Here is a 20,114-nt window from a genome sequence, read left to right as displayed (position 1 = left end):
ATAGATTTAAAATGATAAAAAGAAATAGGAATTATTATAGAACAGTATTTAGGAGGCAAAATATATATGAGAAACAGTCCTTATGAGGATATAGAATTTAATAAGATAGACATAGAACAAAGTTTACTTAATATAGAAAATAAAGAAAGAAGTAATATATTTACATGGAATGGTCAATTTTCACCACAATTTGTAGAAGTATTAATTGACCAATATGCAAAGGAAGGATACTCCATTTTAGATCCTTTTTTGGGTAGTGGAACGGTAATTTATGAATCTTCTAAAAAAGGATATAACGCATATGGTATAGAATTAAATATTAGTGCATTTAGTATGGCAAATTTATATACATTTATTAATTTACCTATTGAACAAAGAAAAAAAATATTAGATTCGACAGAATGTGTATTAAAAAAAAGAATCACTATTGAAAATTTTATCAATAGTAGCATAAAAGAAACCATAAAAAAAATATATATTGATTATATTGGAAGTGATATGGAAATTTTATTAAGAGGATTCTTTGTATTAATAGACATAGATAATAAGAAATTAGATTATGATATACTATTTTCAAAATGGGAGCAATTAAAAGAACAAATACTAGAATTACCTTTTAGAAATTCCGATATCAATATTATTAATGGGGATGCTAGAAATATACCAGTATCTAAAGGTAGTATTGACTTAGTAATAACATCGCCACCATATATAAATGTATATAATTATCATCAGCAGTATAGAAAATCAGTGGAAACTTTAGGGTATGAAGTTTTAGGATATGCAAAATCAGAAGTAGGGTCAAATAGAAAACATAGATCAAATAGATTTTTTACTGCAATTCAGTATGCTAAAGATATATGTCAAGTGCTAAGAGAATTAATGAGAGTATGCAAAGATAATTCAAGAATTATATTTGTAGTAGGTAGAGAATCGAAAATTAATGGTGTAAGTATTAGTAATAGTAAACTTGTATATAGAATTGCAATTGAAGTTTTAAACTTAAATCTTATATGTAAGCAAGAACGAGTTTTTAAAAATAGATATGGACAAATGATTTATGAGGATATATTACATTTTGAAAATAATAGGAAAATAGATACTAACACAGATAATGAAATAAGACAAGCTGGTTGCATAGCTGTTGAAGAGTTAAAAAATGTAAATACTAGTGTGGAAAAAAATATAGAAGAGTTAATCAATCAAGCAGTAGAAAATGTAGAAAATATAGAAACATCACCAATTAGTAAGCCAACGGTTATTAATAAAATAAATAAAATTAAAATTGAAGATGATAATATGGAGGAGAAAATAGTGGTAGAAGAATCAAGGGTACATTATGATAAGTTAGTTGCGGCATGTTATGAGAATGATAAATTGCCAACTAATGACAGGCTTAGATTAGAAGAGGCTATAGAAGTTTATAAAAAATGGTACAAGCAGTTAATAAATGTACAAGGTAATACGGTAGAAGAAATAGTAGAAAAAATGGTAAGATTATTAAATGAATATAAGTTATATATTGACTTAAATCTAATCTTTGATAGTCCAGAAGATTTTTTATATAGACAAAAAGGACAATTAAAGTTAGATAATACGATTATAGAAGAATTTTTACCTATTTTAGTTGATAAATGTATAAGAAAGGAATACTCTGATATAAATTTTGATATAGGTTCACAAACACATACATTTTCATCAGTTTATTTTAATTCTAGTTTAAACAAACCTGAAATTGGTGGTGGTATGGAAGTTAAAGAAAAAGATCAAGATTTTTGTATAAGTAGAAAGATATATATGAAATCATCTTATTCACCGAATTTTGGAGACGATAACTCTATAGTAAAAGCTACTAACATAGGTTATGTAGTTGCTGAATGTAAAACAAATTTAGATAAAACCATGTTTCAAGAGGCTTCAGCTACTGCACATGATCTAAAAATTGCTGTAAGTGGTTCAAAATATTTCTTATTGTGTGATTGGCTAGATATGACTCCTATAAGTACGGGTATAACTGATATTGAAGAAATATTAATACTAAGAAAAGCAAGAAGAATAGGCTCACATAAAAGAAAACATTATAGTAAAGTAGAGGGAAGAATTAAATATAGAGAAGAGTATAAAGGATATTTAGAAAATAATCCATATGATTATAAAATTATCTTAAGGTTTGTAGAGCATATATTTGCATTGATAAAAGAGGAAGAGCTCATAGAAAGTGATATATTAAATATAGGATATTTCTAAAAAGGCTATATAAGTGTTATAATTAAAAATATAAATATATATTATATTCTTGATCTATATTAAATAGATATCCTACTAGATAGGAATACAAAAAACTAATACATGGAGATGTTGGTAGAAATACTAACATCTCTTTTTAGTACAAAAATTAAAAGGGGGAGTTAATATGATTAACTTATGGAAGAAAGAAGATTTAAACCTATTATCTGAGTATCCTAGAGAAATTGTTGATAATGTGGACAACGTTATTATTATTTTAGATGAATCTTATGGAGAGAGCAGAAAATTAACAGATGATGGTGGATATGTGTGTGTAATTGAGGATATTGAAGAAGTAGAGTATCTAAAAGTAAACATACTAAAGGGATTAATTGAAGAATTTAGTGCTGTTATACATGAAGATGATATTGATAAGTATAATTCAACACTATACCTATTATCTAGTGATTATGCAGTTACTGTTATAACTAAGAATGAAGCAACAGATGAATTACTAAAATAAGTATTTATTATATTATTAAGGTATAGATGCTTATTTTGATTTAATGGTAAGACATAAAGCAACTATTAATAATTGAAAGGAGAAGTAAATATGTGGACATTAATAATAGCACTTGTTTTAAGACTTATAGCAGAGGGGTTAGATCCTAGTGAAGCTGTAAGTAAAGCTTGTTCGAAATATGGAGTTTAATCAAGCGATATATGGGATAGATTATAGTCTAAGGTATCAATTATAGATATATTTTTAATATAGATTACGAAATAGAGGAAGTGATTAAATTGATAAGAAGCTAAATGAAATATCTTTTAAGTTAATTGAAGATAAATCTATCTTATATAGACATAAAGATATCATTAATCATAATGAAGTAGATAGATTAGTAAAAAACTGTTTGATAAATGATAGTAAAGAAAAGTTCATAATAAAATACTTAGATGAGTATGACAGACAACTATGTATACAGATAGAATCAAATGAGAAAGTAAATATATTACCTACATATAGAGAAGAAGATCTAATAAGAGTAATTATGGATAATGGTATATCAAGTATTATAATTGCTAGAGTTTATCAAGATAAGTATGAAATAGAGTTAACTAAAATGTACATACAGTTAATAGGGCTTAGAAGTGTAACTATGTATTACTAAAATAGAATAATAGATTGATTTAAAGAAATATAATAACAGGAGATAAAAATGGAGAAGGAAGTACCAGCAAAAAGAGTAAATGTTGTATCTCTTAAAGTAGTTAAAGAGAGTTCAGTATTGTATGAAACTAGGAAGATAACTAATCCATATGATGCTTATAGATTAGCAAAGAACTTCTTAATAGATAGTGATAGAGAGAAGTTTATAGTAGCTTGTTTAGATACAAAGAATCAGCCAGTAAGTATAGAAGTAGTAAGTGTTGGCACTGTAAATTCAGCTATAGTACATCCAAGAGAAGTATTTAAGACAGCAGTTCTTACAAATGCATCAAAAATAATATGCTTCCATAACCATCCATCAGGCAGTGTAGCTATTAGTAAAGAAGATGAATCAATAACTGAGAGATTAAGCAAATCAGGAGAAATATTAGGGATTGAGTTAGTGGACCATATTATAGTAGGAGATAATGGTACATACTTTAGTTTTAAAGAAAATAACAAGATATAGGAAGTCTTAGCTTAGGAATAGAAGCTAAGACTTTTTCTATGTCCCTATGTAATTAACTAGGGCTAACAGGGCTAAGAAAATAAAGCCCTAGAAGCCCTAATAAAAAATATAAGAGTAGTGGAGGGTAACATGATAAAAATAAAATCAGATATTTTGAATAGATTGTTCTTCAAGGAACTTCAACAACTAATAAGAAAATACAATGAAATAGAAAGTAGTACACAAGAAGTAATAGAATCAATAATTAATCATATAGATGATGAAGAATTAGGAGAATACTTATTAAATAATCCTAGTAAGCTAGATGAAGTAGTAAGTACAATGAAGATTAAAGATATAGATATGGATGTTATTCCATTTTTCATTTGGTATAACTCAGAGATAAAAGATATGAGTATAGAAAATGCTATTACTAATTATGAAACATTAGATATAAATGGATACTTAGAAATAGAAGAATATTTAATATATAGAAGTGAGAAATACTTAAAAGAATATGCTAAAGAAGCTTTAGAAGCAATGCTAGATGATGAACATACAATAGATTGATTATTTGATAAGGACATGATAATAGATTTTTGGTTAAATAAAACTGACAAGCATGAGATAATGGATGAAATACTTGAGAATTATGATTTAGAAGAAGTGTTAGATATTAATCCAGAATATGCATTTAAAATTAGTAATGGAATAGAGTATAAGTATTCAACAGTAGAGTATTAAGATGTAGATAGGAGTAAAAAAGATATGTTTAATAAAGAAAATAGATACATAACTAATGGAGTTAAAAGTGAATTACCGATTGAGGTAATTCTTTTAATTTATAATGAATATGAAAGAAAGAGTAGAGCTAGTTAAAGAATATTATAAGAAGATGGATAAACTAATAGAAGAGTTAAATTTAGCCAATGAGATATTAGATGCAGAAAATCAAGATATTATACTAGGACTTAAGCATGATGTTAATATAGAAGAAAAGATAAAATATTGTATTGAAGAAGCTGAAAAAGAAATTAATAACATGCAAGTAGTTGATAAAAAGATAAGTTATAAACAATTAAATGAAATAAAAGATTTATTAAACTCAAGATAAATACACTGAATGAAGGTGTATTTTTTTTATGTCAAGAGATGGGAAAAAAATAAAAAAATAACCACTTTTTTCAGATTATTTGAAATATGTTTTAATAATACTTGTGAGAGATAACTCACTAAAGACAAAATAAGAACTTTGAAAATTTAATATTAAGGAGATTAAAGAAATGAAATATGTAGCAGTTGATATTGAAACTAATAATCTAGATTTTACTAAAGGAGATATAAAACTTATATCCTTATATAGTAAAGAGGACTATTCAATAGTACATGAAAATATTCTTGAAGTAAAGGATATATTGGAAAATAATAAAGTTATTAAAATATTCCACAATGCAATATTTGATGTTAGCTGGTTAATTCATAATGGGATTAGTGTAACCAACTATGTAGATACCATGATAATGGCTAAAATTCTTAATTTAAAAGAAGCTAATCTAAAATTCTTAGTAAAAAAATACTTTGATGTAGAGTTAGATAAGACTCTTCAAGATTCTGATAACTGGATTGATGAAGAAATCACAGAAGCTCATAAAGAATATTGTTTGAAAGATTCAAAGTACACATTTGAACTATATAAGGTGTTTTATGATGAAATATCTAAGAAAGGATTATTAGAAGTATTAGACCGAGAACTTAAAATACTTCCAGCTATGGTCGAGTTGAAGTTAATGGGATAAAACTTGATTTAGAAGGGTGGCAGGAAGAGGTAAAAGTATTAGAAACTAAAGCAAATGAAGTAGCTAGAGAGTTTAAACTAACGTTAGGCAATTATGACATAAACTTAAATTCACCAAAGCAAATAGTAGATGCTTTTCAAAATAGGAATATACCTATAAAGTCTACTGCTGATGAAGTCTTAGCCCAATTTGAAGATATTTACCAAGAAGTTAAATTATTATGTAAGTATCGTAAGTTATCAAAAAATATAAATACTTTTGGTTACAAAATAACTGAATATTTAGATAATAATGGTGTTATAAGACCTAATTGGATTCAAATGGGAGCAGTAAGTGGTAGAATGTCATGCTCTAAACCAGCATTACAAGCAGTACCTAGTATAATGCGACCTTATTTTAAAGCTAGAGAAGGTAAAACATTTGTAGTAGCAGACTTTAGTCAAGTTGAATTAAGGATACTTGCAGAAGTATCTAAAGATAAAACTATGATAGATGCATTTAATAATGATATGGATTTGCACACTATAACTGCTTCTAGAGTATTCAATAAGCATATAGATGAAGTGACTGATGTTGAAAGAAAAATAGGTAAGTCTTTGAATTTTGGAATAGTATATGGAATTACTGAGATTGGTATTCAAAATCAAATTAGAAAAGTACTAAGCAAGAAATAAGTATAGAAGAAGCAATGACATATAGAATTAATTTTTTTTATGCATATAAAAACATATACTCATTACAAAATATATTACTTCAATCAGAGGAGATAAAAAGTTTAGGAGGTAGAGTTTGGAGAGAAGGTTTAAAACCAAATCAAAAGTTAAATTACTGTATCCAAGGAACTGGAGCAGATATATTAAAAGAATCATTGATTGAATTTATGAAAAATCGTAATGAAAATTATAAATTATGTGCAGTAGTGCATGATGAAATTGTAATTGAAGTACCAGAAGAAGAAGCTAATAGTGCTTGTGAAGTACTATTAGCAAGCATGAAATCAGGAATGAGTAAATTTGTAAGTTTAGTACCTTGTAAGGTCGATATAAATATAAGTAATAGTTGGTGTAAGTAGGAGGAAATAAATATGAAATTAAAGCAAAGTAATTTAATAGTAGGATTAGAAAATAACAGTAAAGGAATAGAGGAAGGTGAATATAATGCAACAATTACAAATGTTACATTAAAGTTAGATCAGGTAACTCAGTATGGATTTAAGAATGTACTACAAGTAGAGATTGAGATAGACCTTATGGTAACTAAAGTAACTAAAATGACTAGTTATTACATATCTGATTATGTAAATAGTAGATTTTATATATTTTTAAATGATATGAAGATAAACACATCAGATGAAACTTTTGATGTAGATACATTAGTTGGAAAAGAAGTTGTAGTAACTATAAAGAATAGTCAAGCTAATGGAACGGTATATAGTAACATAGATAGAATAGTAGCAAGATAAATTTATGGGGGCTATCTTATGTAAGATAGCCTATATAAAGGAGAGAGTGTAATGCAAAAGACAAGAAGAGAATTCGCAAAACAATATATAAATCCCAATTTAGATATAAAAGATGAAAGATATAGATCACAAATAACTTATTATAATGAAAAAGAGGAAGAAATATTTAGTTATAAGAAATTTGTTAAAGTACTTAAATATACATGTGAAGTAAGATGTTATGGAGAAGCATATTTAGTATATAACTATAAAACTGGATTATCAGATCAGTTAGATATAAGAGCTTTAAAGAGGCTATTAAAAGAGATTTTAGACTCTGTTGATACAAAATTTTGGAGTGGAAAGACGAATCAAAAATAATAGCATTGATAAATAGAGATTTTGATGAAGTTGAAAAAATGCCAACATATCCAAACTATATATTTTTAAATAATGGTGTATATGATATTCATGCTAAAACATTAGATAAATATTCAACTAATTTTATTGTAAATAAAAAAATTGATAATGCCTATAATACAAGTGCTAAATGCCCCATATTTCTAAAGTTTTTAAATGATTGTATGTGTGGAGATGAGGATTTAATAAGAAGCATACAAGAAATAATAGGTTATATATTAGTGGATAGTAATAAAGCTCAGAAGTTCTTTTTACTGTATGGTGTTGGTAGTAATGGAAAAAGTGTACTATGTGATGTGATTATAAATATGATAGGAAGGGATAATATATCATCTGTATCAATTAAACAAATAAAAGGTAATTTCACAGCTTCTTGTATAGTTGGTAAGAAAGCTAATATATCATCAGAAAACGAAGCTGACTTTGAAACGGAAAAATTGAAAGCTATAACAAGTGGAGACGTTATAACTGTAGATGTTAAATATGTTCAGCCATATGAGTATAGACCCACATGTAAGATGATTTTTGCAAGTAATAATTTACCTAATACCTATGATAATAGTCATGGTTTCTATAGAAGATTGATGATAATACCATTTAATAGGATATTTAAAGATAATGAGCAAGATGTTAATTTAATTGATAAGTTAATAAAAGAAAGAGAAGGAATATTAATGTGGGCATTAGAAGGGCTTCATAGATTAATAGAAAATAACCATAAGTTTACAGAGTCAGAAGCTCTGAAATTAGCTATAAAATCATATAAGGAGAGCCAAGATCCAGTGTATATGTTCTTTAGAGAAAATATGAATGAAGAAAGAGATAATAGAATTAATAGAAAAGAAATATTAGAGAAGTATGTATTTTGGGCGACTCAAAATTTAATAGACACTAAAGGAACTGATAAACCATCTAAGTTTTGGAATGAGTTAAGAAGAGTATCGGCAACTGAAGGTATAGAAGAAACTAAGTCAAAGAATGATAGATTTATTAAGCATTTAGGTTGGGTGGCTTAGGGGGCTAGGTGGCATATAAAAAATAAAAAAATCAAGTTAATATATAGGGCAATTATTTTTTTGTAATAATATGTCACCTTAGCCACCATGCCATATTAGAGGAAATGAATGAAAATATATTACAAATATATATTATATATAGGAAGGATATAAATATGATCAAAGAAATAAAAACAACAATAAGCAGAAAAGATTTATATTCTAAGGAATACTATAAGTCAAAAAAAGATGAAGAAGTAGGTGATAGTAAAGTAGTAATCAAAAGAGGCTTAGTAGAAGTATTATCTAAGATATTTTTACTAGATAAATAGTTTATAAAAATAAATATGATGGAGGACAATATCAATGGTAACAGCAAAAGCAGTAATATATGCAAGGTTTAGCTCAGATAATCAAAGGGATGAATCTATAGATGCCCAAGTCAGAGCTATTGAAGAGTATTGCAAAAAGAATAATATACAAATAGTTAAAATATTTATAGATAGAGCTAAATCAGCAACATCAGCTAATAGACCAGAATTTCAAAATATGATTAAGTATTGTGAAGAGGACAATACTGGAATATCAATGGTTATAGTTCATAAGCTAGATAGATTTTCTAGAGATAAATATGATTCAGCAATGTATAAGCAAAAGCTAAAAGTAAAAGGAATAAGAGTAGTAAGTGTGTTAGAAAATCTAGATAATTCACCTGAAAGTTTGATATTAGAGTCAGTCATAGAGGGAATGGCTCAATATTACTCTGCAAATTTAGCTAGAGAAGTTGCTAAAGGTCAAAAAGAGAATGCACTAAAAGCCCTACATAATGGAGGTGATGCACCTTTAGGTTATGATGTTGCGTTTGATAAAACATATTTAGTCAATGAAGAAGGAGCTCAAGCTGTTAAAATAATATTTGATATGTATGTTAATGGATATTCATATAGCAATATTATTGATAAGCTTAATGATTTAGGATATAAGACTAAAAGAGGCAATAAGTTTGGGAAGAACAGTTTACATGGGATATTAAGTAATGAGAAATATACAGGAGTATATGTATTTAATAAGACACAAAGGAAAGGGGTTAATGGAAAAAGGAATGGTCACAAGCAAAAAAGTGAAGAAGAAATCATCAAAATAGAAGGAGGTATGCCACAAATAATAGATAAAGAAGTGTTTATACAAGCTCAAGAGATGATGCAAAAGAGGAAGAAATCACCAGGATCACACAAAGCAACTACACTTTATTTACTAACAGGTTTAATAAAATGTGAATGTGGTCATGCTATGCAGGGGAATAAAAGGAAGGATAAGTACGGTAATGATTACATCTCATATAGGTGTGGTAGTAGGAAACAGAAACGAGACTGTAAGAATAAAGAGATTATTTAGAAGAGTTTGTTCTTACAGAGTTAGAAAAGCATGTATTAAACGATGAAGCTATACCAGTTTTAAGTAAGGAATTGAATGAAAGATTAAAAGTTAAGTCTAATGATAATCATGAAATGTTAAATAATCTTAGAAATAAGCTGGAGAAAGTAAACAAAGAAATTGAAAATATACTTACTGCCATAATGAATGGTATAGTTAACAATATGCTTAAAGACAAATTAGATGAATTAGAGCAGATAAAGTTGAGCTTAGATTTAAAGATAGATGAACTATCTATAGAAAGTAAAGATGTAGGATGGGTAGATATAACAGAAAATCAGATTAGAAGTATGTTTGGAAAGTTCAAAGAGTTTGTTTTAACTAGAAATTTACCAGAATGTAAGAAGTTTATAAGTGATTATGTTAAAGAGGTAGTAGTATATAGAGACCACGTTGAAATGATATTCAATGTGGTCTTTTCTTTTGCTGACAATGAAATAACTCATGATTTACATATTACTGCATTAAGAGAAAATTTTAGATACTAAAAAATTCAAGAAAATATATGGAATATAGTGTAAAATTATATCTAGATATGTTTGTTGAAGGGAGTAATATATGAAAATAAAAGGATCTAAATGGTGGAAATTTGACTTTCATGTACATACACCAGCATCAGTTGATTATGGGAAAGATGAAGTTGAGCTAAAAAAAATAAGACCTAGAGAATGGCTATTAAATGTAATGGCTAAGGAAATAGACTGTATAGCGATAACTGATCATAATACAGGGGCATGGATAGATGTATTAAAGAATGAATTAGTAAATATGGAAGAAGAACAATGTGAAGGTTATCGTGATTTATATCTATTTCCAGGCATTGAGATTACAGTTAATGGAGGTATTCACCTTTTAGCTATATTTGATTTAAATAAAGGTAGTGAGGATATAGCAGAGTTAATAGGATCTATTGAGTATAGCGGAACCAAGGGGGATTCAGACGGATGTACTAGAAAGTCATTTGAATATGTAATTCAAGATATTATAAATAAAGGTGGGATACCTATACCTGCTCATGTAGATATAGAATCAGGTATATTTGAAAAAGAATCAGGCATTTCATTAAGAGATAGTATAAAAAGTGAAGGTATATTAGCGTTAGAAGTGCATGACCCTGAATTTAATAAGCCACAAGTATATAAAGAACTTATGTTAAATCATTCTGAGGTTATAGGATCAGATAGTCATAAACCTAAAGATATAGGTAGATTTTTTACATGGGTCAAAATGGAAGAACCTAGTTTGGATGCACTATGGTTGGCATTACATGATGGAAAAGATGGAGTATTGCGATATGATGATAATAGTATCAGATATAATCCAAACGACATAACTAGTAGATTTTTTATAAAAAAGTTAAAAATAGAAGATGGAGCTAAAATAGGTTTAGGACCAAATAAATTTGAACTTGAGTTTAGTCCGTGGATGTCTACTATTATAGGAGGAAGGGGATCTGGAAAATCTAGTATATTAAATTATATTAGGTTAGCAATAAATGGAGAGGAGGAACTAACCGATTCATTAAAAAGCGAGTTTGAGGAATTTGCTAAAGTATCTGAAGGTAGAAATAAAATAGGTATGTTAAGAGAAAATACAAAAATAAGAATAGAAATGTTGAAAGACAATAGAGAAATTGCTTTAATTTGGGATAAATATGATATATATGAAGAGCATTATGATCAAATAAATGACCACTGGGTTGAAAAAGGTAAGGCAATGGATATTAATAAAAGATTCCCTATTCGTATTTTTAATCAAAAGGAGCTATATGAGATAACTAAAGATCCTAAGGTAATACTTAATCTTATAGATGGATTAACTATGAAAGAAGATATAGATATAATTCTAGAAAATTTAAAAGATAAATGGAAAGAGTCTAAAAGAATAGAGAACAAATTAAAGAAAGATATTGTAAATAAAGACATTATAAAGATTAATCTATCAGATATAGAAGCTAAAATGAAGGTATTTGAGGAATCTGATTATGCTTCTATAATAGAAGAATATAAAAATACAAAAAGTTTAGAGTATAGCATAAATGGTTTATTCAAAGAGCATAAAGAGAGTATTAAAAAGATAGAAGATATGTCTAAGTTAATTAATTTATTGAGTATGCCAGAAGATATAAATGAAAAATTAGATGATAAATCAAAAGAAATTATTAAATCAAAAATAGATAGTATAAATAGCAAGTTAAGAAATATATTACAAGAAATAGATAGTTTATTATTGGATAAAGAGGAAACAAAAAACATAACTGAAAATTTACCATGGAATGATACTAGGAATAGTGTAGAACTAAAGTACCAAGAATTAGTTGATAGAATAGGAAGTGATGCACCCGTTGATATTAATCTATACACTAAACTCGTAGAAGATAAAAAACGCTTAGAAATATATTTAAAAAATATAGAATCTATAGAAGAATCTTATAGTAGTCAGGTAAATAAATCAGATGATTTATTAGCAGAAATAAATAAACTAAATATAGAGGTTAGAAAAAAAAGGGTAGAGTTAATTGAAGAATGGAATAATAAAAATTTAGGTATAAAAATTAAGTTGAATTTAATGGGAGATATAATAAATGCAGAACAAGAGTTTAGAAAGATAATAAGAAAGACAGATACTACGTTTAAGAAAGATATATGTGAAATAGATGATGATGGAGTAATTAAATCAGGTATAATGTACGATATATGTAATATACATAAATCGGAGGATAGTGTAGAAAAGATACTTGAAAGTTTAACAAGTAAAATGAAAAATCTATGCGATGTTGATAATGAAATTTATGAAAATTATAGTAAAAATTTTAATAAACATATGAGAAGAATATATGAAACAAATAGAGAAGATATAAATGAATTAATGCTTTGGGTTCCAGAGGATAAAGTTAAATTGTCGATTGTTGATAACAAAAGAGAAATTGATGTAGATCAAGGATCAGCAGGACAAAGAACGGCAGCTATATTAGCTTTGATTTTATCCTTAGATGATAGACCTTTGATAATTGATCAACCAGAGGATGATTTAGATACAAAACGAATTTCAGATCTAGTTGTGACTGGAATCCGAAATTTAAAATTAAAGCAACAGGTTATTGTTGTTACTCATAATCCGAATATACCTGTAAATGGGGCATCAGAACAGGTTGTTCAATTAGGTTTTATTAATGGTCAAATAAATAAAAGAACATATGGTGCTTTACAGAAAAAAGATGTAAGGGAAGCTATTTGTGATGTAATGGAAGGTGGAAAAGTAGCTTTAAATAATAGATATCATAGAATATCAAAAGCACTAGAATAAATTTTAAATACTTTTATAGGTGTTGAATAAGCAGTAGATAGATTATTATGATGCTCAGTATATGAAGAGAACACACCATCTTGAATATTATAATAATTAAAAGTATTATAAGTAGTATCCCAAAGAGATATGAATAAGGCTTTACCACTAGATTCTAAATTTAAAATTTGTTCCTTAGTTAATTGTAAATACATAAAACCTCCTAGTGTTTTATTATAAGTATACTCAATAAACTAAGTTATTATTACATATAGATGAATTTAAAAATCGTGGGTATTATTTCTGAGATTCCTCTCCACCATTGAAATCCAAAAAAGATATTAGCAAATTGCTAATATCTTTTTTGGAAAATTAATCTAATAACCTATATAATTAACTTATAAAACACACATGAAGAGGTAAAACTATATGGCTAAAATTGATAATATGATGTCCATATTATGGATGCTAAACTCAGATAAAAAAATCACCGCAAAACAAATATCTGAAAAACTAGAAATAAATATAAGAACTGTCTACAGACACATTGATGCATTATCTGCTAGTGGAGTACCTATAATTTCAGATACAGGTCATAATGGTGGATATACACTTTTGAATAATTTCATCAAAGCACCTCTTTTTTTCGATACAGAAGAACAAACTGCGTTACTTCATGCAGCTATATTTGCTAAAGAAGAGGGATGTTTCTTAGATGATACACTAGACAAAGCAACATCAAAGTTAAAAATGTATTCAAATCAAAAACAAGAAGAAACTTTAACAAAACATTTAATAGGTTTTGAAGTAATAAAACCAACTGGAAAAATATCCATAGAATCTGTACTTAAAAAGTTAAAAAATAGTATAGCAAATGAATTATCTGTAGAAATCAACTATCGTACAGCTCGTGAAGAAAAATCAAAATGTAGGATTATAAATCCATATGGAATTGTTCGTTGGAATAATAATTGGTACATAGTAGCATTTTGTCAAATGAGAAATGAGATTCGTAGTTTTAGGGTAGATAGAATTATTAGTGTCATAGAAACATCAAATACCTTTAATAGACCAAAGGAATTTTCAGCAAGTGAATTTTTTATAAGAGGGATTATGGCTGAAACAAAAGATGAGGATAATATTATACCATTAGTTATAGAAGGAAGGATAAATACATTAGATAACTTATGTCAGCATTGGCTTCTAGGATATTATTTAAAAGAAAGGACTCCAAATAAAGCAATATTTAAACTTCAAGAAGAGATAATATTTACATATGTACCAAATATACTTATACCTTATAGAAAATCTATACAAATAATTGAACCATTAAGCCTTAGGGATAAAATGGTTGAAGATTTACTCGAATTAATTAATCACTATCAAATTTAATAACTTAACTGACAGAGTATGTCAGTTAAGTTATTTTACAATTAGGTATATTAGTTAATTATAGAAGGAGCAAAAAAATGAAAAATAGAAAAGTATATATGTATGTATTCGATACTATGTCAGATTGGGAAGTTGGATATCTAACTGCTGAATTAAATACAGGAAGATATTTTAAAAAAGGATTAAAACCACTAAAAGTAATTACAGTAGGAGTTGATAAAAATCCTATTATAACAATGGGTGGATTAAAAGTTTTACCTGAGATTACAATTGATGAGCTTAATACTGAAAGTAATGACTTATTAATTTTGCCAGGGGGAAATACTTGGACATCTATAGGTCATGAGAAAATATTAGAAAAATCTAAAGAGGCTTTGAAACAAAGGTCTATAGTTGCAGCTATTTGTGGTGCTACTTTAGGGTTAGCTAAAACAGGTTTACTAGATTTTAGAAATCATACAAGTAATGATTTAGAATTTTTAAAAATGGTGATACCAAGTTATTCTGGAGAAAAATATTATAAAATGGAATCTGCGGTTAATGATGAAAATTTAATTACTGCTTCTGGAATTGCACCATTAGAATTTACAGTACAAGTTTTAAAAGTTTTAGATGTTTTTAAAGAAGAAGCATTAAGTTCTTGGTTGAACCTTTATAAAACTCATGACTCTAAATATTTTTTCGAACTAATGAATTGTAATAAATAAATTTAAGATTTAATTTTAAATTCAAATTCTAAACTACTTTTTCTATGGCAATAGATAAGTAGTTTAGAATTTTATCATATATATAATTTGTACTTATACCAACACAAATAGAAATGATAATTCCAATAATAAAATTTATAATTAGTTCAATATGGAGTACACTTCTTTCCTACTAATATAACTAAGAATATATGAAACCACCATAGATTGTAGTTTTTTCTGTTGTATTATATCATGGGATAGTAAAGTGACGTATATTTTTGATGAAAACATAGGATTGTATATGAAATGAATTAATCCTGTGTATTATTCCTGAGATTCGTGTCCAATGATTTGTAAAAATAAATAATGAAATACTTAGAAATACTTGTAAATGCTAGTCAATATTGACTAGTATTTTTTATTTCATTAATGAAATCCCCAACTGTACTTAATCCACAAAAAAAGAGGTATTTTTGAGGGTGTATTGGAGTGAACTTAGGCTGTATAATTATACATTTCAATATCTTATATTAATTAGGATAATAGTTGGTAAATGATATGATTGAAACAATAGATATAATAAACTAATCTAGTACTGTACTGTAATGCTTACTAAAGAATATATTTTTATGGTATAAGAATTTTTTAGAGAGTTGGTTCTATAGGAGTGAATAAAAAAGTAATTTTATAATATTATTTGTAACCATTAGATGTCTATTATGAAATCTTTTATGGACTATACTTGTAAAAATGTTATTAAGTATTTACAATATTTTCTTGCAATTTATTTGGAAAAGTTATATATTTATAACATGAGGTGTTATAAATATATAACTTTTAAGGGGTGATTTTATATGTCTAGATCAGAGCTTGGTGTTAAAGCAAATCTTGTTTCAGAATTACTGATGCTATCCTATTTCTTTATAGACTTATTATTAGAAAAGTTTATTTTTAAAGGAGAAGGTATTTGGATTACTTTTATAATCTTATTAGTTTTTTGGGTATTTGACTCCATGTATAATAAAAAATATAATGATTTAGTTGATGAGGCATCAAAACTTATGTTATTAAAGGTTGATCAAATTGCATCAAAAATAATGCTGTACTCTATATTTGTAATAGCTGTTCTCTTTTCAGCTAATCATGCAAGAGCTTTGGATATATCAAATTTGGATATAGGTATAATTCTATTAGCAGTTTTATTTATACAATCGTTATCTAAATTAATTTTGTATATATATTTTGATAAAAGAGGGATATGTAATTATATTAATGAAAACAAAAACTAAAGAATATATAACTTTTAAGGAGGGATTTTATATGTCTAAATCAGAAACTGGTGTAAAATCAAAACTCATATTGGAATTACTTGTAATAACTTATCTTTTTATAGCTATATTAGCTACTAAGTATATTTTTAAAGGTCCAAGTACTGCATCTCTTCCAGGACTGAGTTGGTTAATAGTCTTTGGATGCTATTCAGTTTATAATAAAAAATATAATGATTTAGTTGATGAATCATCTAAATTTATACTATCAAAGGTTAATCAGATTGCAATAACAATAATGATGTATTCTATAGTTATAATAGCTATTTTCTTTGCAACACCTTATACAAGTAATATAAATATATCAAACTTGGATACTGGTATAATTCTTATTGCAGTTTTATTTATACAATCGTTATCTAAATTAATTTTGTATATATACTTTGATAAAAGGGGGATATGTAACTAAGTGGCAATATCGATGAAAACAAAAATTAAAGAATATAGAGAAAAACTCCTTATGACACAAAACGAACTTGCTAAATCAGTTGGGGTAAGACGTGAGACTATTGTACACTTAGAAAATGGAAAATATAATCCTTCTTTAAAGTTAGCGATGGATATTGCTAAAGTATTCGATACCACAGTCGAAAATTTGTTTGAATTTATTGAAGAAGATTAGTATATAGGCTATAAACATTTATAAGATGGTTAATAAAATATAGTTATTTAATTATTAATTTTGTTAAAAATATTTATATATAATATAATGTATGAGTAAAGTTAGGTTGTAATTATTTTAAGATAAGAAGACTACTGTAAATGATAAAAATTAGTGAATATACAGCCAATTAATAAATAATAGATAAAACTTTAAAGTTTAGATGTGAGGATGAGGTATGGTTTTACAGTAGTTCACACTTTTAATTAAGACTTAAAATGGAAACCATACACATACATGCACTATTTACTGAAAGTGGACTAGATAAAAAAATAATAAGTGATTTAAGAAAGTATCTCATATACTATATAAGCATTATTTTAGGTGACCTATTTATAGGTCATTTTTTATGTATATAAATGATAATAATACTAATATTTAAAATAGGTTTTAAAGAAATAAGATATCCAGATTGAAAAATGGATTAATGTTAATAAAAAAATTATATGTATAAAAATAAGTGTAATTATAGAAAAAAACAATAATAAAATAAGTTGTTATAGAAAAATACAATTATATAGATTATTGTCGAATCGTTGACTATAAGAATAATAACATTTAAAATGAACATGGAGAATATGAGGGAGGAATCAATATGAAGAGGAAAATAGCAGCTATTTTATTAACTGTAGCAATATCATTATCACTTGTAGCTTGTAGCAATGATAGCACAGCAAAAAGTGATAAATTAGAGGATACATTAGTAGTATATACTACACATGCAGAGGATATGCTAGGAGCAATCTCTGAAGAATTTAAAAAGGAAACAGGAGTTAATGTTGAATTTATAAACTTAAAAGGTGAACTAGCAGATCGTGTTAGAAGTGAAAAAGATAATCCACAAGCAGATATAATGTTTGGTGGAGATACATCTACATATATGCAATTAAAAGAAGAAGGATTATATGAAAAGACTGAACCAAGCTGGAATAATGAATTGGACAAGTCTTATAAAGATTCAGAAGGATATTGGTATGGAACTATAAAAACGCCAGTAATGATGTTTTATAACACAAAACTATTATCAGCTGATAAAGCACCAAAAGATTGGAGCGATTTAACAAAAGAAGAATATAAAGATTTAATAGTTACTAGAGACTCATTATCATCATCTATGCGTTCTACTGTTAGTAACTTAATCAATTACTATTCAACTACTAAAAGTGAAGATGAAGCTTGGAAGTACCTTGAAGATTTAAATAAAAATATAAAGAACTACTACAATAGTGGAAGTGTTATGTATTCAGCAATAGGTAAAGGTGAAGCTGCTATATCTGTTGCAGTATTAAGTGATATAATAGATAATAGAGAAAAAAATAATATGCCATTAGAAGTTGTGGATGCAGAGAGTGGTTCTGTAGTAATCACAGACTGTGTAGCAGCTTTAAAAAATGCACCACATCCAAAAGCAGCAGCTAAATTTGTAGATTTTGTTGGAAGTGCTAAGGTTCAAGCTATGATTGCAAATGATTTTAACCGTATTCCGACATTAGATTCTGCACTTAAAGATTCACCAAAGTGGATGTCGAAAGAATATAAAGCTATGGATGTAGATTGGTCTGTAATTGGAAAAAATCAGTCTAACTGGATTGAAAAATGGGAAACAGATATAATAGATAACAATAAAACTATAAAATAGCCTAATTAAATAATTTAATATTATATACAAAAATAGTGAGGATTTTCCTCGCTATTTTACGTATAAGGGAACTATGGTATCTCATAGTTTTTGTATAGCTCATACAAACAAATGATACTAATACACCAATATTAAATAAAATAGCTTTTGAGCAACTGACGAAGTAGTTGGAGATATGAAGTGATTCTTAGACGTAGTCGCTCAATTGAAGCAAATTTTTTATTATGTAAAACTTTTAATTATAGTAAAGGTACAATTTATGTGAGCAAGGAGATAAAAATGGGACTGAAAATTAGTGATTATAAATTATTATGCAATAAAGGTAGTGGCAATTTTAACGAAGATATCATAGGTTTATCACCTTATGGAGCATGGGTACTTGATGGAGCTACAGGTTTAAATAATAAGAACTTAGTCTCTACAGAAAGTGATGCCAAATGGTATGTAAGTTGGTGGAATAGTTATCTTCATGATAATGTGGGAAGAGAAGATAGCTTAAAAGTAATTATTAAAGAAGGCATTGAGGAAATAACAAAAGAGTATCGCAAATTAATAGGTGATAAAGAAATAGAAGCAATAGATATTCCTTCTTGTTCATGCTCTATATTAAAGTTTTATAAAGATAAGATAGAGTATTTACTTTTGGGAGATTGTACTTTATTAGTTAGCTATAATGAATCTGTGAAAGTTTTAAAAGATGAGACTCTATGTAGGCTTGATAAAAAAGTATTTGATTTTATGCAAGATGGCAAAGACTCTTTAAACCTTACCTTAAATGAGAGAAAAGCTAAGGCAATGCCAATTATAATAGATAATAGACTTAAGAAAAATACTGTAGGTGGATATTGGGCTTTAGAATTTTCTAAAGATGCTGTTGATAATTGTGTAAGTGGATTTATTGATATAGAATATAAAATGAAAATTATGATATCTAGTGATGGTTTTTCATGTGGATATGATAGATATAAGATTTTTGATAAAGACGAAATGATGAAAATAGCAGAAGTTAAAGGTATAGACTATATATATAGAAAAGTTAGGAAGCTAGAAAAGGATGATGAAATGGCAATAGAGTTTCCTAGATTTAAAATCTATGATGATTCATCATGTGTATATTTAGAGATTTATAAATATTAGATAATTTGTGGAG

Annotated in this window: 25 protein-coding genes; 24 read left to right on the top strand and 1 reads right to left on the bottom strand. The window is 27.0% G+C overall.

Features of this window, described 5'->3' with window-relative positions; all coding sequences use genetic code 11:
* Window positions 1–66: 66 nt before the first annotated feature.
* From ACTG44_RS17460 to ACTG44_RS17380, 17 genes are all read left to right on the top strand, one after another.
* Complete coding sequence (locus ACTG44_RS17460; RefSeq protein WP_479920937.1) at window positions 67–2,247, top strand: Bpu10I family restriction endonuclease; 2,181 nt, start codon at window positions 67–69, stop codon at window positions 2,245–2,247.
* Window positions 2,248–2,413: 166 nt separating this feature from the next.
* Window positions 2,414–2,749 (top strand): hypothetical protein, encoded by a 336-nt coding sequence (locus tag ACTG44_RS17455; protein WP_479920936.1) that lies wholly within the window; start codon window positions 2,414–2,416, stop codon window positions 2,747–2,749.
* 391 nt (window positions 2,750–3,140) lie between these two features.
* Complete coding sequence (locus ACTG44_RS17450; RefSeq protein ID WP_479920935.1) at window positions 3,141–3,398, top strand: hypothetical protein; 258 nt, start codon at window positions 3,141–3,143, stop codon at window positions 3,396–3,398.
* A 48-nt stretch (window positions 3,399–3,446) separates the two neighbouring features.
* On the top strand, window positions 3,447–3,905 hold the full coding sequence (locus tag ACTG44_RS17445; RefSeq protein WP_479920934.1) for a JAB domain-containing protein: 459 nt from the start codon (window positions 3,447–3,449) through the stop codon (window positions 3,903–3,905).
* 129 nt (window positions 3,906–4,034) lie between these two features.
* A complete protein-coding gene (locus ACTG44_RS17440; protein WP_479920933.1) occupies window positions 4,035–4,454 on the top strand; it encodes a hypothetical protein in 420 nt (139 codons plus the stop codon).
* A gap of 15 nt (window positions 4,455–4,469) precedes the next feature.
* Window positions 4,470–4,628: a hypothetical protein gene (locus ACTG44_RS17435; protein ID WP_479920932.1), complete on the top strand. Its 159-nt coding sequence runs from the start codon at window positions 4,470–4,472 to the stop codon at window positions 4,626–4,628.
* Window positions 4,629–4,737: 109 nt separating this feature from the next.
* Entirely contained in the window at window positions 4,738–4,998 is a 261-nt protein-coding gene (locus ACTG44_RS17430) for a hypothetical protein (protein ID WP_479920931.1), read from the top strand.
* Window positions 4,999–5,149: 151 nt separating this feature from the next.
* A complete protein-coding gene (locus tag ACTG44_RS17425) occupies window positions 5,150–5,680 on the top strand; it encodes a 3'-5' exonuclease family protein (protein ID WP_479921705.1) in 531 nt (176 codons plus the stop codon).
* On the top strand, window positions 5,677–6,354 hold the full coding sequence (locus tag ACTG44_RS17420; RefSeq protein ID WP_479921704.1) for a DNA polymerase: 678 nt from the start codon (window positions 5,677–5,679) through the stop codon (window positions 6,352–6,354). Before ACTG44_RS17425 ends, ACTG44_RS17420 begins: the two co-directional genes overlap by 4 nt.
* 14 nt (window positions 6,355–6,368) lie before the next feature.
* The gene (locus ACTG44_RS17415) at window positions 6,369–6,752 is read left to right on the top strand and encodes a DNA polymerase (RefSeq protein WP_479920930.1); all 384 of its coding nucleotides are present in this window, start codon (window positions 6,369–6,371) and stop codon (window positions 6,750–6,752) included.
* 12 nt (window positions 6,753–6,764) lie between these two features.
* Entirely contained in the window at window positions 6,765–7,142 is a 378-nt protein-coding gene (locus ACTG44_RS17410) for a hypothetical protein (protein ID WP_479920929.1), read from the top strand.
* Between the two features lie 51 nt (window positions 7,143–7,193).
* On the top strand, window positions 7,194–7,502 hold the full coding sequence (locus ACTG44_RS17405) for a hypothetical protein (RefSeq protein WP_479920928.1): 309 nt from the start codon (window positions 7,194–7,196) through the stop codon (window positions 7,500–7,502).
* Window positions 7,475–8,557 carry a DNA primase family protein gene (locus ACTG44_RS17400; protein ID WP_479920927.1) on the top strand — a complete coding sequence of 361 codons (1,083 nt, stop codon included), beginning with the start codon at window positions 7,475–7,477 and terminating at the stop codon, window positions 8,555–8,557. Before ACTG44_RS17405 ends, ACTG44_RS17400 begins: the two co-directional genes overlap by 28 nt.
* Before the next feature lie 155 nt (window positions 8,558–8,712).
* Window positions 8,713–8,868, top strand: coding sequence for a hypothetical protein (locus ACTG44_RS17395; RefSeq protein WP_479920926.1), 156 nt, complete (start codon window positions 8,713–8,715; stop codon window positions 8,866–8,868).
* Between the two features lie 34 nt (window positions 8,869–8,902).
* The gene (locus ACTG44_RS17390) at window positions 8,903–9,931 is read left to right on the top strand and encodes a recombinase family protein (RefSeq protein WP_479920925.1); all 1,029 of its coding nucleotides are present in this window, start codon (window positions 8,903–8,905) and stop codon (window positions 9,929–9,931) included.
* A 71-nt stretch (window positions 9,932–10,002) separates the two neighbouring features.
* Window positions 10,003–10,458, top strand: coding sequence for a zinc ribbon domain-containing protein (locus ACTG44_RS17385; protein ID WP_479920924.1), 456 nt, complete (start codon window positions 10,003–10,005; stop codon window positions 10,456–10,458).
* A 70-nt stretch (window positions 10,459–10,528) separates the two neighbouring features.
* On the top strand, window positions 10,529–13,276 hold the full coding sequence (locus ACTG44_RS17380) for a TrlF family AAA-like ATPase (protein WP_479920923.1): 2,748 nt from the start codon (window positions 10,529–10,531) through the stop codon (window positions 13,274–13,276).
* Here the strand turns inward: ACTG44_RS17380 and ACTG44_RS17375 are convergent.
* Window positions 13,249–13,470 (bottom strand): hypothetical protein, encoded by a 222-nt coding sequence (locus ACTG44_RS17375; RefSeq protein ID WP_479920922.1) that lies wholly within the window; start codon window positions 13,468–13,470, stop codon window positions 13,249–13,251. The two genes, ACTG44_RS17380 and ACTG44_RS17375, sit on opposite strands and share 28 nt — an antisense overlap.
* 214 nt (window positions 13,471–13,684) lie before the next feature.
* Between ACTG44_RS17375 and ACTG44_RS17370 the strand changes: the two genes are divergently transcribed.
* From ACTG44_RS17370 to ACTG44_RS17340, 7 genes are all read left to right on the top strand, one after another.
* Complete coding sequence (locus tag ACTG44_RS17370) at window positions 13,685–14,647, top strand: helix-turn-helix transcriptional regulator (RefSeq protein ID WP_479920921.1); 963 nt, start codon at window positions 13,685–13,687, stop codon at window positions 14,645–14,647.
* Window positions 14,648–14,724: 77 nt separating this feature from the next.
* On the top strand, window positions 14,725–15,354 hold the full coding sequence (locus ACTG44_RS17365; RefSeq protein WP_479920920.1) for a type 1 glutamine amidotransferase family protein: 630 nt from the start codon (window positions 14,725–14,727) through the stop codon (window positions 15,352–15,354).
* A gap of 836 nt (window positions 15,355–16,190) precedes the next feature.
* A complete protein-coding gene (locus tag ACTG44_RS17360; RefSeq protein ID WP_479920919.1) occupies window positions 16,191–16,625 on the top strand; it encodes a hypothetical protein in 435 nt (144 codons plus the stop codon).
* A gap of 31 nt (window positions 16,626–16,656) precedes the next feature.
* A complete protein-coding gene (locus ACTG44_RS17355; RefSeq protein WP_479920918.1) occupies window positions 16,657–17,073 on the top strand; it encodes a hypothetical protein in 417 nt (138 codons plus the stop codon).
* A gap of 12 nt (window positions 17,074–17,085) precedes the next feature.
* Window positions 17,086–17,286: a helix-turn-helix transcriptional regulator gene (locus tag ACTG44_RS17350; RefSeq protein ID WP_021386112.1), complete on the top strand. Its 201-nt coding sequence runs from the start codon at window positions 17,086–17,088 to the stop codon at window positions 17,284–17,286.
* Between the two features lie 634 nt (window positions 17,287–17,920).
* Window positions 17,921–18,964, top strand: coding sequence for an extracellular solute-binding protein (locus tag ACTG44_RS17345; protein WP_479919468.1), 1,044 nt, complete (start codon window positions 17,921–17,923; stop codon window positions 18,962–18,964).
* A 279-nt stretch (window positions 18,965–19,243) separates the two neighbouring features.
* Entirely contained in the window at window positions 19,244–20,101 is an 858-nt protein-coding gene (locus tag ACTG44_RS17340) for a hypothetical protein (protein WP_479917530.1), read from the top strand.
* Window positions 20,102–20,114 lie beyond the last annotated feature (13 nt).

This window comes from Clostridioides sp. LIBA-2809 (assembly GCF_056688965.1).
The sequence above is the reverse complement of the archived record's forward strand: the minus strand, read 5'-3'. Positions and strand labels throughout refer to the sequence as shown.

Excerpts from the sequence above, each read along its gene's own strand:
- ACTG44_RS17460 (WP_479920937.1), top strand. The coding sequence starts at position 67 with ATGAGAAACAGTCCTTATGAGGATATAGAATTTAATAAGATAGACATA.
- ACTG44_RS17455 (WP_479920936.1), top strand. The coding sequence starts at position 2,414 with ATGATTAACTTATGGAAGAAAGAAGATTTAAACCTATTATCTGAGTAT.
- ACTG44_RS17445 (WP_479920934.1), top strand. The coding sequence starts at position 3,447 with ATGGAGAAGGAAGTACCAGCAAAAAGAGTAAATGTTGTATCTCTTAAA.
- ACTG44_RS17440 (WP_479920933.1), top strand. The coding sequence starts at position 4,035 with ATGATAAAAATAAAATCAGATATTTTGAATAGATTGTTCTTCAAGGAA.
- ACTG44_RS17435 (WP_479920932.1), top strand. The coding sequence starts at position 4,470 with ATGATAATAGATTTTTGGTTAAATAAAACTGACAAGCATGAGATAATG.
- ACTG44_RS17430 (WP_479920931.1), top strand. The coding sequence starts at position 4,738 with ATGAAAGAAAGAGTAGAGCTAGTTAAAGAATATTATAAGAAGATGGAT.
- ACTG44_RS17415 (WP_479920930.1), top strand. The coding sequence starts at position 6,369 with ATGACATATAGAATTAATTTTTTTTATGCATATAAAAACATATACTCA.
- ACTG44_RS17410 (WP_479920929.1), top strand. The coding sequence starts at position 6,765 with ATGAAATTAAAGCAAAGTAATTTAATAGTAGGATTAGAAAATAACAGT.
- ACTG44_RS17405 (WP_479920928.1), top strand. The coding sequence starts at position 7,194 with ATGCAAAAGACAAGAAGAGAATTCGCAAAACAATATATAAATCCCAAT.
- ACTG44_RS17395 (WP_479920926.1), top strand. The coding sequence starts at position 8,713 with ATGATCAAAGAAATAAAAACAACAATAAGCAGAAAAGATTTATATTCT.
- ACTG44_RS17390 (WP_479920925.1), top strand. The coding sequence starts at position 8,903 with ATGGTAACAGCAAAAGCAGTAATATATGCAAGGTTTAGCTCAGATAAT.
- ACTG44_RS17380 (WP_479920923.1), top strand. The coding sequence starts at position 10,529 with ATGAAAATAAAAGGATCTAAATGGTGGAAATTTGACTTTCATGTACAT.
- ACTG44_RS17375 (WP_479920922.1), bottom strand. The coding sequence starts at position 13,470 with ATGTATTTACAATTAACTAAGGAACAAATTTTAAATTTAGAATCTAGT.
- ACTG44_RS17370 (WP_479920921.1), top strand. The coding sequence starts at position 13,685 with ATGGCTAAAATTGATAATATGATGTCCATATTATGGATGCTAAACTCA.
- ACTG44_RS17365 (WP_479920920.1), top strand. The coding sequence starts at position 14,725 with ATGAAAAATAGAAAAGTATATATGTATGTATTCGATACTATGTCAGAT.
- ACTG44_RS17360 (WP_479920919.1), top strand. The coding sequence starts at position 16,191 with ATGTCTAGATCAGAGCTTGGTGTTAAAGCAAATCTTGTTTCAGAATTA.
- ACTG44_RS17355 (WP_479920918.1), top strand. The coding sequence starts at position 16,657 with ATGTCTAAATCAGAAACTGGTGTAAAATCAAAACTCATATTGGAATTA.
- ACTG44_RS17350 (WP_021386112.1), top strand. The coding sequence starts at position 17,086 with ATGAAAACAAAAATTAAAGAATATAGAGAAAAACTCCTTATGACACAA.
- ACTG44_RS17345 (WP_479919468.1), top strand. The coding sequence starts at position 17,921 with ATGAAGAGGAAAATAGCAGCTATTTTATTAACTGTAGCAATATCATTA.
- ACTG44_RS17340 (WP_479917530.1), top strand. The coding sequence starts at position 19,244 with ATGGGACTGAAAATTAGTGATTATAAATTATTATGCAATAAAGGTAGT.